Genomic DNA, 16,872 nt, shown 5'->3' on the forward strand with positions numbered 1-16,872 from the left:
CCATGAGCCGCAAACAGCAACTGCTCAAGCGTCACCGGCGCAACAAACGAATCGGCCTGTTGATCGCACTGATCGTGTTGATCGCCCTCGGTGTGCTGGTGGCCTGGTGGTTGCCGCTGGTGCTGGCGGTCATCGGCTGGATTGTCCACGAAGCGTGGTTCGCCGATCACCTGTTCTATTCGCCGAAAGACGATTACCAATACAGTTTTCCGCCGTTCACACCGCAGCCAAAAGTGCATTTGAGCGGCGAGCAATTGCGCCTCGACGAGGGCGTGATGCTGGTGGACGACGCCACGCTGATCCTCGCCGTGAAGGTCAAAAGCAGCTTTCTGGGACGCTTCTTCGATCCTCGGGTCGAGTTGGCCGGGGGGAGCAATCCCGACGTTCAGACGTTCGAACGTGGCGTCAACGGCGTGCGTTATCTGAACCTGAGCGGTCAGGCACAAGCGCTGTCGCAAGGTCTGCTGCGTCTGCGCGGGCGCTTTTGCCGGGTGTCCGGTGAGCCGGTGCTTTGGGCGCTGGAACAACCGGACTACCGCCAGCAGCGGGTAATGGTCATCGCCCCGCACGCCGACGATGCCGAACTGGCCGCCTACGGTCTGTACAGCCAGGCCAAAGAAGCCTGGATCGTGACCCTGACCGCCGGCGAAATTGAAGCCGAGCACTATCAACAGATGGGCCTGAGCAAGGTCGAAGCGGCACGGCTCAAGGGTCGTCTGCGTGCCTGGGACAGCCTCGCCGTGCCGCGCTGGGCCGGCGTACCTCAGGAACATTGCGTGCAGCTCGGTTACTTCTGTCTGCAACTGGCGGCGATGCAGGCTGCGCCGAATCAACCGGTGGGCTCGCGCGAAGCGGATCTGAGCGACACGCGGATGTTCCGTCAGTTGAATCCGTTTGCCTTGCCCGGCGATGCCGACGGCGCGCCGACCTGGAACAACCTGCTGGCCGACCTGCGTGACGTACTGTCCCGCGCGCGCCCGGATGTGATTGTCTTGCCGCACCCGACGCTGGACCCGCATCCCGACCATATCTGCGCCCAAGAGGCGGTGCTGGAAGCCTTGCGCGGTCTCGACTGGCAGCCGACGCTGCTCGGTTACGCCAACCACTTGCACGACAACGACCGCTGGCCGATGGGCGACAGCGGGCAGGGCATCGCTCTGCCGCCGACGTTCGATGCGACCCTCGCGATGCAGCCGCTGTGTCTGCCGCTGTCGATCGAATTGCAACGGGACAAGGCCATGGCGCTGGGCATGATGCATGACCTGCAGCCACCAGCCCCGTTCAAGCGTCGCTTGCGTCGTATGTTGCAGCGACTGCTGGCGGGTCGGCGTTCGTCGGTCTACGGCGAGAATGAATTTTTCCGCAAAGCGGTCAGGCGCCAGGAATTGTTCTGGGTACTGAAGCAGAGCGAAACAGGCGCGACGGGATCGCACCGGGGAGAGGTATGAGTCAACGCGCAAAGGTGCTGCAGCTGCAGCCCGACTACAACGTCAAATCCCATGATTTCGCCGACCTCGCCGAACAGATCGTCAAGGCGCTGCCGACCGATCGTTACGAAGTGACCGCAGCCTTCCTGCGCGGCAAACCAGGGCCGGGCGAAGCCGTCAGCCGGGCCGACCGTTCGGTGTATTTCGAGTTTTCCGACAAGTCCCTCAAAGGTATGCGCCTGCGGGCGATGTGGCAGTTGTACAAGTTCTGCCGGCGGGAAAAGTTCGACGTGGTGATCTGCAACCGCTTCAAGCCGGTGAACATGATGCTGACGCTCAACCGCTGGTTGAAAGTGCCGCTGTGCATCGGCATTTCCCACGGCTTCGGTGAATACGACCGCTTCTACCGCCGTCGCCAGACTCAACGTCTGATCGACCGCCATTGGCGCTTCGTCGGCGTGTCGCCAGCGGTCAAACAGTATTTGCTGGACTGCGATTGCGGTTTCACCGACCAGAACACGTACGCGATCACCAACGCCATCGACATCGAACAGGCCGCGGGTCTGCAGCACAGCCGCGAGCGTGCCCGTGAATTGCTGGGCATCGACCCGAATGTGCGGCTGATCGGTGCATTGGGGCGACTTGTGTCGGTCAAGGGACACACTTATCTGTTGCAGGCTTTCGCCCAACTCAAAGACAAATACCCGAACACCCAGCTGGCCATCATCGGTGCCGGACGCCTGCAGGCACCGCTGGCCGCCGAGATCGAACAGTTGGGCCTGAGCGGTCGGGCGCACCTGCTGGGCTTCAAGGAGAACGCCCTGCAATACGTGCGTGCGTTCGATATCTGGACCATGCCGTCGCTGGCCGAAGGTCTGGGCCTGGCGTTGCTGGAAGGCATGAGCGGGCACCTGCCGGTGATCGCCTCGAACGTACCGGCCATGCTGCCGCTGATCGAAGGTGCCGGTGGTTTGTCGATCACGCCCAAGGACGTGCCGAGCCTGGTTGCGGCGCTGGACACCTACCTCGCGCTGCCGGATGACGAGCTCAAGGCCAAGGGCGAGCAGGCCTATCGCTATTTGCAGGAGCAGCACGATATCGAGGTCTTCCGCCAGGAATACCTGAACCTGATCGATTCCGGCCTGGAGCAGGCCCGCAAGGAACAGCCATGAGCGAAGAAACAGCCATGAGCGAGTCAGCAGCCATGAGCGATGCGCAACCCCTCGTCACCGTCATCATCGCGTCCTACAACCACGGGCCGTACATCGAGGAAAGCATCCTCAGTGTCATCAACCAGAGCTACCGGAACATCGAGCTGCTGGTAGTCGACGACGGTTCGAAGGATGACAGCGCCGAGCGCATCAAAGCCTTGCAGGAAAAACACGGCTTCGATTTTCGGGTGCAGCAGAACCAGGGCCTGACCAATACGCTCAACGGCGCGATCGCGCGGGCAAGGGGCAGCCTGATCGTACCGTTCGGCTCCGACGACATCATGTATCCGGAGCGGATCGCGACACAGGTCGCCTACATGGATGGCAAGCCGGAAGTGGGCATCTGCGCCGGCAACATCGAGTTGATGGACGCCGACGGCAACCTCTATCCGGAAAAGCGTCAGCGCCGGGACGTGCCGTTCCGCCGCCTGGACTTCGATGACATGTTCCTGGAGCGCAAGCCGTATCCGCCGGCACCGACCCTGATGATCCGCCGTGAGGCTCTGGACAAGGTGGGCGGGTTCGACCCGACGATTCGTCTTGAGGATCTGTACATCGAGCTGAAGGTGACGCGCGCCGGGTACTTCATCGATGGCCTGAACGTGGTGATGGCGCGCTATCGCAAACACGCTACCAACTCGTACAAGAATCACCGCTTCATGATCGAGAACATCCTGCGCACCTACGCACTGTTCAGCGATCATCCGCTGTACGACGAAGTGCGTTACAAGTCGCTCAATTCAATGTTCCTGAAAACCGCCAACCGTGACCGCAAGCTGGCGCGGGAGCTGCTGGCGCAGATCCCGTTCAAGGCCTGGAACAAGAAGACCTGGCGCGGGCTGGGCCGGTTGCTGTTTTCGCCGCTGGAAAAAGACTGAGGTCGTTGTCGCTTGCGCTCAGCGAGCGACTTTTTCCGCCAGCTGCTTGCTGCCTTTCTGACGCTGGCGAATCCACCGCACCACTTTCTTGCCCGCGTTCATGCCGGGTTGCTCGATGTAAAGGAACGTTGCACTGCTGATCAGAATCAACAGACAGGTGCACGCGGCTATCAATGGCAGATAAACCCACGTCTCACGGGCATCGAGGTGCAGCAGGAGCGGCAAGCGCTGGACCATTAGCCAAAGCACGAAGCCGTGGAGCAGATAGGTGCTGTAACTGATTTCCCCCAGCCACCGAATGCTGCGTGGCTTCAAGGCGCCGAACAGGTTGTTGCCTGACGCCACGATCACGAAGAACAGCGACAGCAAAAGCAGCGGCGCAGTCTTGAAGGCCCGGTTGAACACGGTGAAGGCCAGTGCAAGAGCTGCCACAGCGATCACGCTGGCCAGCGTTGTGCGGCTCCAGGCGACCAGTTGAGGGCGTCGGACCCAGTAAGCGGCGACGATCCCGCCGAGAAAGCTGGCGAGGAAGTGCTTTTTGAGCGAATGCTCCCAGCCGACCAGTTGGTACAGCGTGTAGATGCCGATCAGGCACAGCACCACTTGCAGCCAGTTGCCGCGATAAACGAACACCAGGGCCGCCAGTGGCAGCGCCAGATAGAAAAACACTTCATAGGCCAGCGTCCAGGTGACGTTGGAGATCAGCATGCCGGTTTGCGGATACTGGTTGACGTCCGGACGATCGAACGTCAACCACAGCAGGCCCTGTTTAAGCAGCTGTGAGACAGGCTCTTTCAGTTGCCAGCCTTGCAGATAGAACACGGTGACGAACACCGCGAGCATCAATGGCAGGTAAAGCGGATACAAGCGAAACACCCGCGAAACACCGAAGGCCAGCCAGTCGTGCTGACGGCCCTGGGCCAGCAGGCGGCTCCAGAACAGGAAACCGGTAATCATGAAGAACAGGGCGACACTGCCCTGACCGAGCATCGAGTAGAAGTTGCTTGGGGGAAACTCGATCACCCCTGTACGCAGAAAGATCCAGGTAATCACCGAGTGGTGTACGAAGACGCCGAATGCCAGATAGCCGCGCAGGCCGTCGATACTGGCATAGCGGCTTTCACCCGAATGCTGCAGATGGCGCGCGATTTTCGGCACGGCGCGCAGCAGTAATGCGGCGCAGATGATGGCCAGCAGATAGGCGGCTGGCGCAATGAACGGACTGGTTTCGATCATCAATGAACCCGGGCCGGCGTATTGCCGGCCAGCACTTGCCTGTGCAGATTGTCTACGGCGGATTTCGACGCCGTTACGGCGTACCCCTGGAGCAGCGCTTCGAGGTGATCCTCGAACAGCCAGCGTTTGTCGACGGTGTAACGTTGCATGTGACGCAGATTGCGCTGACGCAGCGACAGACTGAGGGGGGAAGGGTAGACCCGCAGGTCGGCCAGATCAATCAGGCCGAACTCACCATCTTCCAGCACCAGCACGTTGCCCAGATGCAGCGAGCGGAAATACACACCTTGTTCATGCAGAGTGGCCATGAACTTGCCGAAACGCTCCACCAGCGCATGACGCACTGCCGGAGCCGTGATCCCCTGCAAGACCTGGCGCAGGGTGTGCCCCGGCAGCGGCGTGTAATGCACGGCGCTGCTGCCGTCGTCGAGACGGTAGAGGTGCAGGATCTGTGGCGTGGGAATGCCCATCCGGCGCAGTTGTTCGCTGTTGACGGCAAACCGCTCGGAATACGGGTTGAAGCTGCCCGAGGTATACCAGCGACGACGGCGGAACAGTTTGAGAAAGCTGCCATCGGACAGGCGCAGGACTTTGGGTCCCAGCCCGTCCTCCTCGATGACCTGAGCGCTGCTGGCGAGCTGTTGCAGAGCCGATGCCGAGAGATTCTCCACCGGCATTGTCAGGAGGCGTCGGGCTCGTTGATTGATGCTCAGCGCCGCAATCAGTGCCAGCGGAATCCACAGCAGGAACCAGTGTTCCTTGGGGCGCGAAATGATCCCGCCGCCTTCGGTCAAACCGGCACCGATACCGAAGACCAGCCAGGTCGAGGCGATGATAAGCAGTGGCTGCACACGCATGCGCCAGCTGCTCAGCAGTCCCCAGGCCTGAAAGAACAGCCAGGGCAGCATGCCCAGGATGCCGACGTAATAGAGGACGCCCAGTGCAAAGCTGTGCGGTTCCTGGAAGCTGTATCCGACGCCGGGGTCGATTGCCAGGGCCGCGTTGTAGCCGTGGCCGATCCAGGGGTGCTCGGCGATTTTTTCCAGGGCTTGCTGCCAGATCTCGAAACGGTAGGAGTCACCGCGTTCGATGATCATCTTCGAGAACAGCACCGCCACCGTGGCGCCGCCGATTGCCAGGGTTGCCAGCAGCACCAGAGAGCGGCGATTCCAGCAAATCAGGCTCAGCCACAATGCTGCCATGGTCAGCGCGACCAGCGGGGTTCGGGAACCGGTTCCGATCACGGCCGTGAACATGATCAGCATCGCGGGTACGCTGAGCCAGTACAGTCGGCGGTTCCTGCAGGTCATGCTCAGGCTGAGCCAGTAGGTGCAGAAAAATCCGAACAGGTGCGAGCTGAGCAGCGGGTTGTCGAACGCGCCGCCACCGATCAGGCGCGCGCCGGGTTCGAAGTGGATAAGGAACGGGATCAGGAAACAGGTTGTAGCCACCAGGGCCACCAGCGCTGCACCGAACAGCAAGGGTGACAGGATGTCGCTACGGTAGCGCACCAATAGAAAGCAGCCGGCGAAGAGCATCAGCGTGTGCAGTGGCGGCTTGAAACTGCCACCGACCGGTTCGTCCTGCGGGCCCCAGCAGAGGCTGAGCAATGCCCAGCCGGCGAACAGCAAAAAGGCGATCAGCACCGGTTCGCGCAGCATTTCCTTGAGCTCTCGCGGGCGCAGGCACAGGGCGATCAGCGTCGGGATGCTGAACAACCCGTAAAACAGCTTGTGATGGAGACTGCGCCCCGGCAGAAAGAACAGCGCGCACAAGAGCAGGAAGTAGCCGACGGGAAGTATCCACAGGCTGATGAAATCGAAGATCCGATTGGACGTACTGCTGAAGCCGCGAAGTTGCATGCTGTGAGATTCAATCCTGAAGTTGATCGGCCATTTCGATGATGGCCATTTGATGCTGAAAAAGACGTCTAACAATAACAGCCTTTGCCTGATTGCCAGAACCCTGAAGAAGCTGTGCTAAAGTCAGCGTCCTTTTTATCGACTTTCGCGTGATATGACCGACTCCAGTCCCGCCGCAAGCCCTTCGAGCTTGAAAATCTACTTCCGCCTGCTCGGCTATGTCCGGCCGTACATCAGTCTGTTCCTGATCAGCATCGTCGGTTTTCTGATTTTTGCCTCGACCCAGCCGATGCTCGGCTACATCCTCAAGTACTTTGTCGACGGCCTGTCCAATCCCGAGGCGGTACTGTTTCCCACCGTTCCTTACCTGCGCGACCTGCAACTGTTGCAGGCCGTACCGCTGCTGATCATCCTGATCGCCGCGTGGCAGGGTCTGGGATCGTATCTGGGCAACTATTTCCTGGCCAAGGTTTCCCTGGGCCTGGTGCATGACCTGCGGGTGCAGCTGTTCAACAACCTGCTGGTCCTGCCCAACCGTTACTTCGACAAGCATAACTCCGGTCACCTGATTTCGCGTATCACCTTCAACGTGACGATGGTCACGGGGGCGGCAACAGATGCGATCAAGGTCGTAATCCGTGAAGGCATGACGGTGATCTTCCTGTTTGCCTCCCTGTTGTTCATGAACTGGAAGCTGACGCTGGTGATGGTTGCGATCCTGCCGCTGATCGCCGTGATGGTGCGCACCGCGAGCAAGAAATTCCGCAAGCAGAGCAAGAAGATCCAGCTGGCAATGGGCGACGTGACCCACGTCGCCTCGGAAACCATTCAGGGCTATCGCGTGGTGCGCAGCTTCGGCGGCGAAGCCTACGAGGAGAAACGCTTCCTCGACGCCAGCCAGAGCAACACCGACAAGCAACTGCGCATGACCCGCACCGGCGCGATCTACACACCGATGCTGCAACTGGTGATCTACAGCGCCATGGCGGTGCTGATGTTCCTGGTGCTGTTCCTGCGCGGCGACGCCTCGGCGGGCGACATGGTGGCCTACATCACCCTGGCCGGCCTGCTGCCCAAGCCGATCCGCCAGTTGTCCGAAGTCAGTTCGACCATCCAGAAGGGCGTGGCTGGTGCCGAAAGCATTTTCGAGCAACTGGACGTCGAGCCGGAAGTCGATACCGGCACCGTCGAGCGCGATTCTGTCAGCGGTCGCCTCGATGTGCGCAACCTGAGTTTCACCTACCCGGGCACCGAACGTCAGGTGCTCGACGACATCAGCTTCTCGGTCGAGCCGGGGCAGATGGTGGCGCTGGTGGGGCGTTCGGGCAGCGGCAAGTCGACCCTGGCCAACCTGATCCCGCGCTTCTATCACCACGACAAGGGCGAAATCCTGATCGACGGTGTGGAAGTGGAGCAATACAAACTGCTCAACCTGCGCCGCCACATTGCCCAGGTGACCCAGCACGTCACGCTGTTCAGCGACACCGTGGCCAACAACATCGCCTATGGCGATCTGGCCGGGGCGCCGCGCGAAGACATCGAGAAAGCCGCGCGTGATGCCTATGCGATGGACTTCATTTCGCAACTGCCCCAAGGCCTGGACACCCAGGTCGGCGAGAACGGCGTGCTGCTTTCCGGCGGCCAGCGCCAGCGTCTGGCGATTGCCCGGGCCTTGCTCAAGAACGCGCCGCTGCTGATTCTCGACGAGGCCACCTCGGCACTCGACACTGAATCGGAGCGGCACATTCAGGCCGCTCTGGATCAAGTGATGAAGGGCCGCACCACGCTGGTGATCGCTCACCGTCTGTCGACCATCGAGAAGGCCGACCTGATTCTGGTCATGGATCAGGGCCGGATCGTCGAACGCGGCACCCACGACGACCTGCTGGCACAGAACGGCTACTACGCGCGCCTCAATGCCCTGGGCCTCGACGCCCCAGCCGAAGACATCGCCTGATTCCGCCTCGAAAACGCCGGGCGCGCAATGCGCCCGGCGATTTGTATCCAGACCTTTACCCATCTTGACCAAACCGGCATAAAACCCGGCATCGCGCTTGTTAAGGTTCCTGAACGAACTCTGACTTCAATCGAAGAGGCCATCCTCTTCGCGCGGGTGCTTGCATGCTGCAACGTTATCTCTGGAAATTGCTGCCCAAGCCGCAGCGGGCCTTTCTGCTCGGGCGCCTGTCGGTGGTCGACCGGCAAGTGGTGAACAAGTCGATGTCGGCCAGTCTGCAGTTTCCCAAGGCTTTCGAGCAGCGCTCCTGCCTGTTCATTCATGTACCCAAATGTGCCGGCAGCAGCGTGTGCGCGGCAATGTTCGACGGCTGGCGTCCCGGCCATTTGCCGCTGTATTGGTATGAAGAGCAATTTCCCGCTCAGTTCGCAGCTGCGTACAAATTCGCTTTCGTGCGCGATCCGCTTGAGCGTGCCTATTCGGCGTACGCTTTCCTGCGCGGCAACGAGCTGAGCGCGCGGGATCATGCCGCCCAGCAGTTGGTCAGGCATTACCGTGATTTTGACGATTTCGTTGCACGCTGGTTGCATCCCGACAACATCGCGCGACAACTGCATTTCGCTGCACAAACCGACTTTCTCACTGATTCGCTGGGCCGTCTGGCGCTGGACTTCATTGGATATCAGGAGCATCTGGAGCGGGATTTCCAACTGGTGTGCGAGCACTTGGGACTGACGAGACCGTTGCCGCACGTCAACAACTCTCGGCAACGACGCCCGCAGCCGGCGCGTGAGTTTTGCACGCGGCGCACGCAACGTCTGGTGCGGCGAGTCTATGAACGTGACTATGAGATGCTCGCCTATGAATGAGGCGCTGTCGGTTTTTCCGACGGAGTCGGTCGTGCAACGGGCCAGTGACTGTTGTCGTCGGTCGCTTTTTCTGATCAAAAAATGAGCAAAAAAGCCAGCTGTTTCATCCTGTTGCAGCCGCCGCACAAGCCTTCGCCAACCCTGTGTTAATATCGCGCCCCTGTTCATTTTGTATGTGGGTTGCTCCATGAAGTTGTCCATGCCGCGATTCGATCAAGCCCCTGTCTTGGTGGTCGGCGATGTCATGCTCGACCGTTACTGGCATGGTGGTACCTCACGGATTTCCCCTGAGGCGCCGGTTCCTGTCGTTAAAGTCGAGCAAATCGAAGACCGCCCGGGCGGTGCCGCCAACGTTGCCTTGAACATTGCCGCGCTGGGTGCGCCGGCGTCGCTGGTGGGTGTGACCGGTGACGACGAAGCCGCCGACAGCCTGAGCAACAGCCTCAAGGGTGCGGGCGTGCGAGCCTTGTTTCAGCGCATCGCGCACCAGCCGACCATCGTCAAGCTGCGGGTCATGAGCCGGCACCAGCAATTGCTGCGTATCGACTTCGAAGAACCGTTCGCCACCGACGCCCTGGCCCTCGGCGCGCAGGTCGATGATCTGCTCGAAGGCATCAAGGTGCTGGTGCTGTCCGACTACGGCAAAGGCGCCCTGAAAAACCATCAGGCGCTGATCCAGGCCGCGCGTGCCAAAGGCATTCCGGTGCTGGCCGACCCGAAGGGCAAGGATTTTTCGATCTACCGTGGCGCGAGCCTGATCACCCCGAACCTCAGCGAGTTCGAAGCCATCGTCGGCGGTTGCGCCGATGAGCACGAGCTGGTGACCAAGGGCGCGACGCTGATGCACGACCTGGATCTCGGCGCGCTGCTGGTGACCCGTGGCGAGCACGGCATGACCCTGCTGCGTCCGGATCATCCGGCGCTGCATTTGCCTGCGCGGGCCCGTGAAGTGTTCGACGTGACCGGTGCCGGCGACACGGTGATTTCCACCTTGGCGGCTGCGATTGCCGCTGGCGAAGAACTTCCGCACGCGGTGGCGCTGGCCAACCTGGCGGCGGGCATCGTCGTCGGCAAGTTGGGCACCGCGGCGATCAGCGCCCCGGAACTGCGTCGCGCCATTCAGCGTGAAGAAGGTTCCGAGCGCGGCGTGCTGGGTCTGGAGCAACTGCTGCTGGCAGTCGCCGATGCCCGTGCGCACAACGAGAAGATCGTGTTCACCAACGGCTGCTTCGACATCCTCCACGCTGGCCACGTGACCTACCTCGAGCAGGCGCGAGCGCAAGGTGATCGCCTGATCGTGGCGATCAACGACGATGCTTCGGTCAGCCGTCTGAAAGGTCCGGGTCGGCCGATCAACAGCGTTGACCGACGCATGGCGGTTCTCGCCGGTCTCGGTGCGGTGGACTGGGTCATCAGCTTCGCTGAAGGCACCCCGGAAAACCTGCTGCGCGAGGTCAAGCCGGACGTACTGGTGAAGGGCGGCGACTATGGCATCGACCAGGTTGTCGGCGCCGATATCGTCAAAGCCTACGGCGGCACCGTCAAAGTGCTGGGGCTGGTGGAAAACAGCTCGACCACGGCGATTGTGGAAAAAATCCGCAAGTCCGAGTGATGCAAACATAAAGACCGCGCCTGCGACGACTCTCTGGAGTCACTCGCAGGCGCGGTCTTTTGCCGTTCAGGAGTTCACTTTCTTGCGCGGCACGATCTTCTTCAGCAGTTGCTTGGCCTTGCCGCGCAACCGCGCCAGCCCGGTGTCCTTGGGCGGCGGCGTCAAACCCTGCTGGCGTAGCCAGTCCTTCCAGCGAATCCGCTCATCGCGCACCAGCCAGCCGTCCTGCCGGGCAAAACTCTCCGCCAGATACAGACCGCGAGTGCCTGCCGGGTACAACTGTCCTTTCTTGAGCGTGTACAACTCGGGCAGCGGTTCGCCGTCCTGCAACGGCATCAAGTACAGATCGGGGCGTTTGCGGTCGAGTCGGGCCACCAGTTGATCGCCTTCCAGTCGCTCATCGACATGGAACAGGCTGAGGTTCTTGGCTTCCTTGGGCACGTCCAGTCGCAAGTCGTAGATCAATTGCAGGGACGCGGTCGGCAAATGCACGTAAGCCCGTGGCCGTTCGAGCAATTGCAGATTGGCGCAGCGCACCGGTCGCGCCGAACCGGACAACGGCGTCAGGCGAAAGGGCAGGGCCTCGCGATAATGCAGCGCCGATGCATACGGCGCGGGCAGCCAGGTATCGTTGAAGCGCCCGCCGAGCCAGCCTTCCGGGGTTTCCAGCAGGCATTCCTCGGCGATCTCCTGGATCGCCGTGTGCAACGGAATGTTCAACTCATGGGCAGGCACGTAACCGGAAATCAGTTTGAGCACCACATCGCCGCGATCCTGCCGCCGCTGGCGCACCAGCACCCAGTAATCGCGATTCTGCCAGTGCAGGGTCAGACGTACCGAGACGCCGAGGTTGGCCAGCTCCAGCGCAAACCGCTCGGCGTCGGTCACGCTGACGGGTTTGCGCCGCTGCAGGGTCTGGGCAAAATTCAGCGGCATGCCCACGCTCTGGTAGGTCAGGCCTTCCGGCGTGGCTTCGACGAACAGCGGCAGCGTCTTGAAGTTGCTCGGGTTCTTTCTGATGAGCGTACGCGGCATGTCGGCTCCTGCTTAAGGCCGCGAGGCGGCGTCAGTGACCACGAAGGACCTGGGCAACGGTCGCAACGTTATGGGCGAGGTGCAGCGGATTGATTGTCCCGACAATGGCACTGGCCACACCGGGCTGGGCGAACAGCAACTCGAAGCTGGCGCGCACCGGATCCACGCCGGGACTCAGGCACACGTGACCGCTGGCCAGCGCCTTTTTCACCAGAATGGCTTTGCCGTGGGCAGCAGCATAGTCAATGACCGCCTTCTCGTTTTGTTCGTTCAGATTGTAGGTGACCATCGCGCAGTCGCCTTGCTCCAGTGCCTTGAGGCCACCGTCGACGGTTTTGCCGGAGAAGCCGAAGCCGCGAATCTTGCCCTCGGCCTTCAGCGCCGCGAGGGTTGCATAGACTTCGCTGTCGTTGAGAATTGCCAGATCGTTACCGTCGGAGTGCACCAGCACCAGATCGATAAAATCGGTTTCAAGACGTTGCAGGCTGCGCTCCACCGACATCCGGGTGTGGGCGGCACTGAAGTCGTGGGTCGACTGGCCGTCGACAAATTCTTCGCCGACCTTGCTGACAATCACCCAGTCCTGACGCTCGCCACGCAGCAGCGGGCCGAGGCGTTCTTCGCTGCGGCCATAGGCCGGCGCGGTGTCGATCAGGTTGATGCCCAGCTCCCGCGCCTGCTTGAGCAGCATGCGCGCGGCATCGTCGTCGGGGATCTGGAAGCCGTTGGGGTATTTCACGCCCTGATCGCGTCCGAGTTTGACGGTGCCCAGGCCCAGCGGTGAAACCAGCAGGCCGGTGCTGCCCAGCGAGCGATGCAGATCGTGCAGGGTCGGCAGGCTCATGGCAGCAGTTGCTCCCAGGCGGGAACGCCCATCGGTGGTTTTGGCAATTCTGGCAGCGGGGCCGCGTGGCTCGGCTGGATGCCGTCGCGTTCGAGGGACGCGATCACGCGGTCAGCGAAGTCTGGCGCCAGGGCCAGTTTGGTTGGCCAGCCGACCAGCAGACGACCTTCTTCAGCGAGGAACGCATTGTCCGGACGGGTCAGGCCGGTTTGCAGCGGTTCGGCGCGATCGACGCGCAGGGTCGCCCATTGCACGGTGCTCAGGTCGATCCATGGCAATAGCTGACCAAGTTCTTTTTGAGCGGTGGCGATCTGTTCGGCCGGCTCGCGGGCCACGCCTTCGGATTCAGCAATGTCGCCGCCCAAATACCAGACCCACTGGCCGTCGGCGGCCGGGTGAGTGGTCACGGTGATGCGTGGCTTGGTGCCGCCACCGAGGCAGTGCGCGTAGAGCGGCTTAAGACCCGGCCCCTTGGCGATGATCATGTGCAGTGGCCGGCGTTGCATGGCCGGATGGGTCAGGCCCAAAGCGCTCAGCAGGTCGGCAGTACCGGCACCGGCACTGAGCACGATGCGCTGGGCACGAATTTCGCGGCCGTCGACCTTCAGGCCAACCAGCACGCCGCTTTCCAGCAACGGCTCGATGTTTTGTCCGGCGAGCAGACCGTCACCCGACAGGTCGGCCAGACGCTGGATCAGGCTCGGCACGTCAATCACCAGTTCAGCGAGGCGGTAGACCTTGCCCTTGAAGCGTTTGTCTTGCAGGGCCGGTGGCAGTTGATCGCCCTTGACCTGATCGACCCGGCCACGCACCGCTTTACTGGCGAAGAAGCTGGTGAGGTTGCCGGCCAGGGTGCCCGGCGACCACAGGTAATGGGCTTCGGACAGCAGGCGCACGCCGGTCAGATCCAGTTCACCGTTGCCGGCCAGGGCTTCACGCCAGCGGCGCGGCATGTCGGCGATGGCTTCCGAGGCGCCGGTCAGCGCACCGTGCAACGCGTACTTGGCGCCGCCGTGGATGATGCCCTGGGACTTCACGCTCTGTCCGCCACCGAGGCTGGCGCTTTCCACCAGCACGGTCGAGAAACCCTGGCGACGCAGGCGCGCGTTCAGCCAGAGACCGGCGACACCCGCGCCGACAATCAGCACGTCGGTGGAAATTGGAGATGGCATGCAACGACCTCAGTGTTCAAGACGAGGGCGCAGTATACAGACTCGGGGAAAAGGGGATTTGTCGATGATCAACAGAGGGAAGGCATGAGCCCTTGCCGGCGCGAGTGCCTGCAAGGGCTCATGTCAGGATCAATGGCCGGCGGTTTTGGAGAACAGCTGAATCACCACCACGCCGAGCACGATCAGCGCCATCCCGAGCATCGCCGGGATATCCAGCTTCTGCCCATAGATGAACAGCGCCGCGACGCTGACCATGACGATGCCCATGCCCGCCCACACCGCGTAGGCCACGCCCACCGGCACGCTGCGTACCACCAGGGTCAGCATCCAGAACGCGATGGCGTAGCCGACGATGACCAGCACCAGTGGCAATGGCGTGCTGAAACCTTTGACGGCTTTCATCGAAACGGTCGCGATCACTTCGGCACAGATGGCGATGGCCAGGTAGACGTAAGCGTTCATGTTCAAATCCTCGTGTGTAGCGTTGCTTTCTGAGGCGGCATTCTAGTGACTCCCCAGATGGGGTAAAGTCATTACCTATCTGTTTACAAGATGGGTTCGCCGATGAGCATGCAGTGGAATCTGGATCAGTTGCGAGTGTTTGTCGCAGTCGCCGAACAGCGCTCGTTTTCCGCCGTGGCGCGTCAGCAACGCAAGGCGCAGTCGGCGATCAGCAGCGCGATTGCGATGCTCGAGGACGACCTCGGCGTCAGTCTGTTCGAGCGTAGCAGCGGTCGTCAGCCGAGTCTGACCGAAGCGGGCGAAGCCTTGCTGGAAGAGGCGCGGGAAGTGCTGCGTCAATGTGAACGCCTGAACGGTCGGGCCATGGCCATGGTGCGCGGTCAGGAGGCGCAGTTGCGGGTGGCGCAGGATGAGGCGATGCCCTATCAGGCGCTGGTGGAAAGCTTCGGTGCGCTGGCCGAGCAGTTTCCGAGCCTGGAGGTGCAACTGACCAGCGCCGCCCAGGGCGAGGTTTCACGCAAACTGGTGGAGCGCCGGGCCGATCTCGGGCTGCTGTTCTATCACGATGAAATTCCCGAAGCGCTGGAGCGCCGGGTGCTGGGCAGTGTGGAAATGGTCACGGTCTGCGGGGTCAATCATCCGCTGGCGGCGCAGTCCCGGGTTAACTGCCAGCAGCTTGCTCAACATCGGCAATTGCTGATGTCGACCCAGACCAGCGTCTACCCCGGCAGCGAACCGGCCAGCCCACAGGTCTGGCGCGCCGACAGTTTCTACGTGATGGCCGAATGGCTGGTACGCGACCTCGGCTGGGCCTGGCTGCCGCGCCACGTGGTGCAGTACTCGGCGTATCAGGGTCTGATGGTGGAACTCGACAGTGAATGGACGCCGCCGGCACTGGTGGTGGAACTGGTCTGGCGCCGCGACGAACCGTTGGGGCCGGCGGCTCGTTGGCTGGCGGAGCGATTTGCCATACACCTGCGGGCGATCGGCGGCAAAAGCCGATAAACTCCGCCGCCATGAATAGAACTCTCTACACCGCGCTGTTTTACCTGGGGCTGCCATTGGTGGCGATTCGGCTATGGCTGCGTTCGCGCAAGGCGCCGGCGTATGCCAAGCGGATTGGCGAACGTTTCTCCTACGGCATGCCGACCCTGCAACCGGGCGGCATCTGGGTTCACGCCGTGTCGGTGGGCGAAAGCATCGCCGCCGCGCCGATGATCCGTGCGCTGCTGCAACGTTATCCACAGCTGCCAATCACCGTGACCTGCATGACGCCGACCGGTTCGGAGCGCATTCACGCGATGTTCGCCAACGAGCCACGCATTCAGCACTGCTATTTGCCGTATGACTTGCCCTGCGCGGCGGCGCGTTTTCTGGATCGCGTGCAGCCGAAACTGGCCGTGATCATGGAAACCGAACTGTGGCCCAACCACATTCACCAATGCGCCAAACGCGGGATTCCGGTGGCGTTGGCCAACGGGCGCCTGTCCGAACGTTCGGCCAAAGGCTATGGCCGATTCAGCAAATTGACCGCGCCGATGCTCGCCGAAATGAGCCTGTTCGCCGTGCAGACCGAAGCCGAAGCCCAGCGCTTCCGTGATTTGGGCGCCCGGCCGGAGACGGTCGAAGTCACCGGTTCGATCAAGTTCGACCTGACCATCGACCCGCAACTGCTGCAACGCGCCGCTGAATTGCGCGGCCAATGGCAGGCGCTCGAGCGCCCGGTGTGGATCGCCGCCAGCACCCATGAAGGTGAAGACGAAGTGGTGCTGAATGCTCACCGTCGCCTGCTGGCCAACCATCCCGATGCGCTGCTGATTCTGGTGCCGCGCCATCCGGAGCGTTTCAATTCGGTGTTCGAGTTGTGCCAGCGTGAAGGCTTTGCCACGGTGCGCCGCTCGACCGGCGCGAGTGTCGATGCGCAGACTTCGGTTCTGCTCGGCGACACCATGGGCGAGCTGCTGTTTCTCTATGCCCTGGCCGACAGCGCGTTCGTCGGCGGCAGCCTTGTGCCCAACGGCGGCCACAACCTGCTGGAACCAGCAGCGCTGGCGAAACCGGTAATCAGCGGTCCGCACCTGTTCAACTTCCTCGACATCGCCGCGCAACTGCGCAGCGCCGGAGCCTTGGCGGAAGTGGATGACGCCGAAGGTCTGGCGACAGAAGTGCAGCGTCTGTTCGAACTGCCGCGCGACGCACAGCGGATGGCGGAGGCCGGGCTGAGCGTGATGCGCCGCAATCAGGGCGCGTTGCAGCGCTTGCTCGATGGACTGGGAAGGTTGATCGACCGCCCATAAAAAAACGCAG

The 16,872-nt window shown here is 61.8% G+C and carries 14 protein-coding genes; 8 read left to right on the forward strand and 6 right to left on the reverse strand.

What is annotated here, in order from left to right; translation table 11 throughout:
* Window positions 1-2 precede the first annotated feature (2 nt).
* Genes QR290_RS03705 through QR290_RS03715 form a run of 3 tightly spaced genes read left to right on the forward strand, consistent with a single transcriptional unit; the run spans window position 3 to window position 3,516 of the window.
* Window positions 3-1,448 (forward strand): PIG-L family deacetylase, encoded by a 1,446-nt coding sequence (locus QR290_RS03705; protein WP_289204353.1) that lies wholly within the window; start codon window positions 3-5, stop codon window positions 1,446-1,448.
* On the forward strand, window positions 1,445-2,599 hold the full coding sequence (locus QR290_RS03710) for a glycosyltransferase family 4 protein (RefSeq protein WP_115076317.1): 1,155 nt from the start codon (window positions 1,445-1,447) through the stop codon (window positions 2,597-2,599). The genes QR290_RS03705 and QR290_RS03710 overlap by 4 nt, the downstream gene beginning before the upstream one ends.
* A 32-nt stretch (window positions 2,600-2,631) precedes the next feature.
* A complete protein-coding gene (locus QR290_RS03715) occupies window positions 2,632-3,516 on the forward strand; it encodes a glycosyltransferase (protein ID WP_115079884.1) in 885 nt (294 codons plus the stop codon).
* An 18-nt stretch (window positions 3,517-3,534) separates the two neighbouring features.
* Here QR290_RS03715 and QR290_RS03720 read toward each other — a convergent pair whose 3' ends face one another.
* Complete coding sequence (locus tag QR290_RS03720; RefSeq protein WP_289204354.1) at window positions 3,535-4,752, reverse strand: acyltransferase family protein; 1,218 nt, start codon at window positions 4,750-4,752, stop codon at window positions 3,535-3,537.
* The gene (locus QR290_RS03725; RefSeq protein ID WP_289204355.1) at window positions 4,752-6,614 is read right to left on the reverse strand and encodes a bifunctional O-antigen ligase/aminoglycoside phosphotransferase family protein; all 1,863 of its coding nucleotides are present in this window, start codon (window positions 6,612-6,614) and stop codon (window positions 4,752-4,754) included. Before QR290_RS03725 ends, QR290_RS03720 begins: the two co-directional genes overlap by 1 nt.
* A gap of 154 nt (window positions 6,615-6,768) precedes the next feature.
* Between QR290_RS03725 and msbA the strand changes: the two genes are divergently transcribed.
* The 3 genes from msbA to hldE all read left to right on the forward strand — a co-directional run bounded on the left by msbA (window position 6,769) and on the right by hldE (window position 11,052).
* Window positions 6,769-8,571: a lipid A export permease/ATP-binding protein MsbA gene (msbA, locus tag QR290_RS03730; RefSeq protein WP_289204356.1), complete on the forward strand. Its 1,803-nt coding sequence runs from the start codon at window positions 6,769-6,771 to the stop codon at window positions 8,569-8,571.
* Between the two features lie 164 nt (window positions 8,572-8,735).
* Window positions 8,736-9,440 (forward strand): sulfotransferase family 2 domain-containing protein, encoded by a 705-nt coding sequence (locus QR290_RS03735; protein ID WP_115076321.1) that lies wholly within the window; start codon window positions 8,736-8,738, stop codon window positions 9,438-9,440.
* Window positions 9,441-9,627: 187 nt separating this feature from the next.
* On the forward strand, window positions 9,628-11,052 hold the full coding sequence (gene hldE / locus QR290_RS03740) for a bifunctional D-glycero-beta-D-manno-heptose-7-phosphate kinase/D-glycero-beta-D-manno-heptose 1-phosphate adenylyltransferase HldE (protein WP_007952241.1): 1,425 nt from the start codon (window positions 9,628-9,630) through the stop codon (window positions 11,050-11,052).
* A 66-nt stretch (window positions 11,053-11,118) separates the two neighbouring features.
* On the opposite strand, the gene QR290_RS03745 is transcribed toward hldE, so the two are convergent.
* The 4 genes from QR290_RS03745 to QR290_RS03760 form a co-directional block, all read right to left on the reverse strand.
* Complete coding sequence (locus QR290_RS03745) at window positions 11,119-12,087, reverse strand: metal ABC transporter ATPase (protein WP_115076322.1); 969 nt, start codon at window positions 12,085-12,087, stop codon at window positions 11,119-11,121.
* A gap of 31 nt (window positions 12,088-12,118) precedes the next feature.
* Window positions 12,119-12,931, reverse strand: a complete 813-nt coding sequence (locus QR290_RS03750; protein WP_115076323.1) for an aldo/keto reductase — start codon at window positions 12,929-12,931, stop codon at window positions 12,119-12,121.
* Complete coding sequence (locus QR290_RS03755) at window positions 12,928-14,103, reverse strand: NAD(P)/FAD-dependent oxidoreductase (RefSeq protein ID WP_115076324.1); 1,176 nt, start codon at window positions 14,101-14,103, stop codon at window positions 12,928-12,930. Before QR290_RS03755 ends, QR290_RS03750 begins: the two co-directional genes overlap by 4 nt.
* Window positions 14,104-14,232: 129 nt before the next feature.
* Window positions 14,233-14,565: a DMT family transporter gene (locus tag QR290_RS03760; RefSeq protein ID WP_007952237.1), complete on the reverse strand. Its 333-nt coding sequence runs from the start codon at window positions 14,563-14,565 to the stop codon at window positions 14,233-14,235.
* 102 nt (window positions 14,566-14,667) lie between these two features.
* Here QR290_RS03760 and QR290_RS03765 point away from each other — a divergent pair, with 102 nt between their 5' ends.
* Window positions 14,668-15,570, forward strand: a complete 903-nt coding sequence (locus QR290_RS03765) for a LysR family transcriptional regulator (protein ID WP_085711129.1) — start codon at window positions 14,668-14,670, stop codon at window positions 15,568-15,570.
* An 11-nt stretch (window positions 15,571-15,581) separates the two neighbouring features.
* Window positions 15,582-16,862, forward strand: coding sequence for a lipid IV(A) 3-deoxy-D-manno-octulosonic acid transferase (gene waaA / locus QR290_RS03770; protein WP_289204357.1), 1,281 nt, complete (start codon window positions 15,582-15,584; stop codon window positions 16,860-16,862).
* The last annotated feature ends 10 nt before the right edge of the window (window positions 16,863-16,872 follow it).

Origin of the sequence: Pseudomonas fluorescens (genome assembly GCF_030344995.1) — a bacterium.
GTDB classification, from domain to species: Bacteria; Pseudomonadota; Gammaproteobacteria; order Pseudomonadales; family Pseudomonadaceae; genus Aquipseudomonas; species Aquipseudomonas fluorescens_BF.

Excerpts from the sequence above, each read along its gene's own strand:
- QR290_RS03705 (WP_289204353.1), top strand. The coding sequence starts at position 3 with ATGAGCCGCAAACAGCAACTGCTCAAGCGTCACCGGCGCAACAAACGA.
- QR290_RS03710 (WP_115076317.1), top strand. The coding sequence starts at position 1,445 with ATGAGTCAACGCGCAAAGGTGCTGCAGCTGCAGCCCGACTACAACGTC.
- QR290_RS03715 (WP_115079884.1), top strand. The coding sequence starts at position 2,632 with ATGAGCGATGCGCAACCCCTCGTCACCGTCATCATCGCGTCCTACAAC.
- QR290_RS03720 (WP_289204354.1), bottom strand. The coding sequence starts at position 4,752 with ATGATCGAAACCAGTCCGTTCATTGCGCCAGCCGCCTATCTGCTGGCC.
- QR290_RS03725 (WP_289204355.1), bottom strand. The coding sequence starts at position 6,614 with ATGCAACTTCGCGGCTTCAGCAGTACGTCCAATCGGATCTTCGATTTC.
- msbA (WP_289204356.1), top strand. The coding sequence starts at position 6,769 with ATGACCGACTCCAGTCCCGCCGCAAGCCCTTCGAGCTTGAAAATCTAC.
- QR290_RS03735 (WP_115076321.1), top strand. The coding sequence starts at position 8,736 with ATGCTGCAACGTTATCTCTGGAAATTGCTGCCCAAGCCGCAGCGGGCC.
- hldE (WP_007952241.1), top strand. The coding sequence starts at position 9,628 with ATGAAGTTGTCCATGCCGCGATTCGATCAAGCCCCTGTCTTGGTGGTC.
- QR290_RS03745 (WP_115076322.1), bottom strand. The coding sequence starts at position 12,087 with ATGCCGCGTACGCTCATCAGAAAGAACCCGAGCAACTTCAAGACGCTG.
- QR290_RS03750 (WP_115076323.1), bottom strand. The coding sequence starts at position 12,931 with ATGAGCCTGCCGACCCTGCACGATCTGCATCGCTCGCTGGGCAGCACC.
- QR290_RS03755 (WP_115076324.1), bottom strand. The coding sequence starts at position 14,103 with ATGCCATCTCCAATTTCCACCGACGTGCTGATTGTCGGCGCGGGTGTC.
- QR290_RS03760 (WP_007952237.1), bottom strand. The coding sequence starts at position 14,565 with ATGAACGCTTACGTCTACCTGGCCATCGCCATCTGTGCCGAAGTGATC.
- QR290_RS03765 (WP_085711129.1), top strand. The coding sequence starts at position 14,668 with ATGAGCATGCAGTGGAATCTGGATCAGTTGCGAGTGTTTGTCGCAGTC.
- waaA (WP_289204357.1), top strand. The coding sequence starts at position 15,582 with ATGAATAGAACTCTCTACACCGCGCTGTTTTACCTGGGGCTGCCATTG.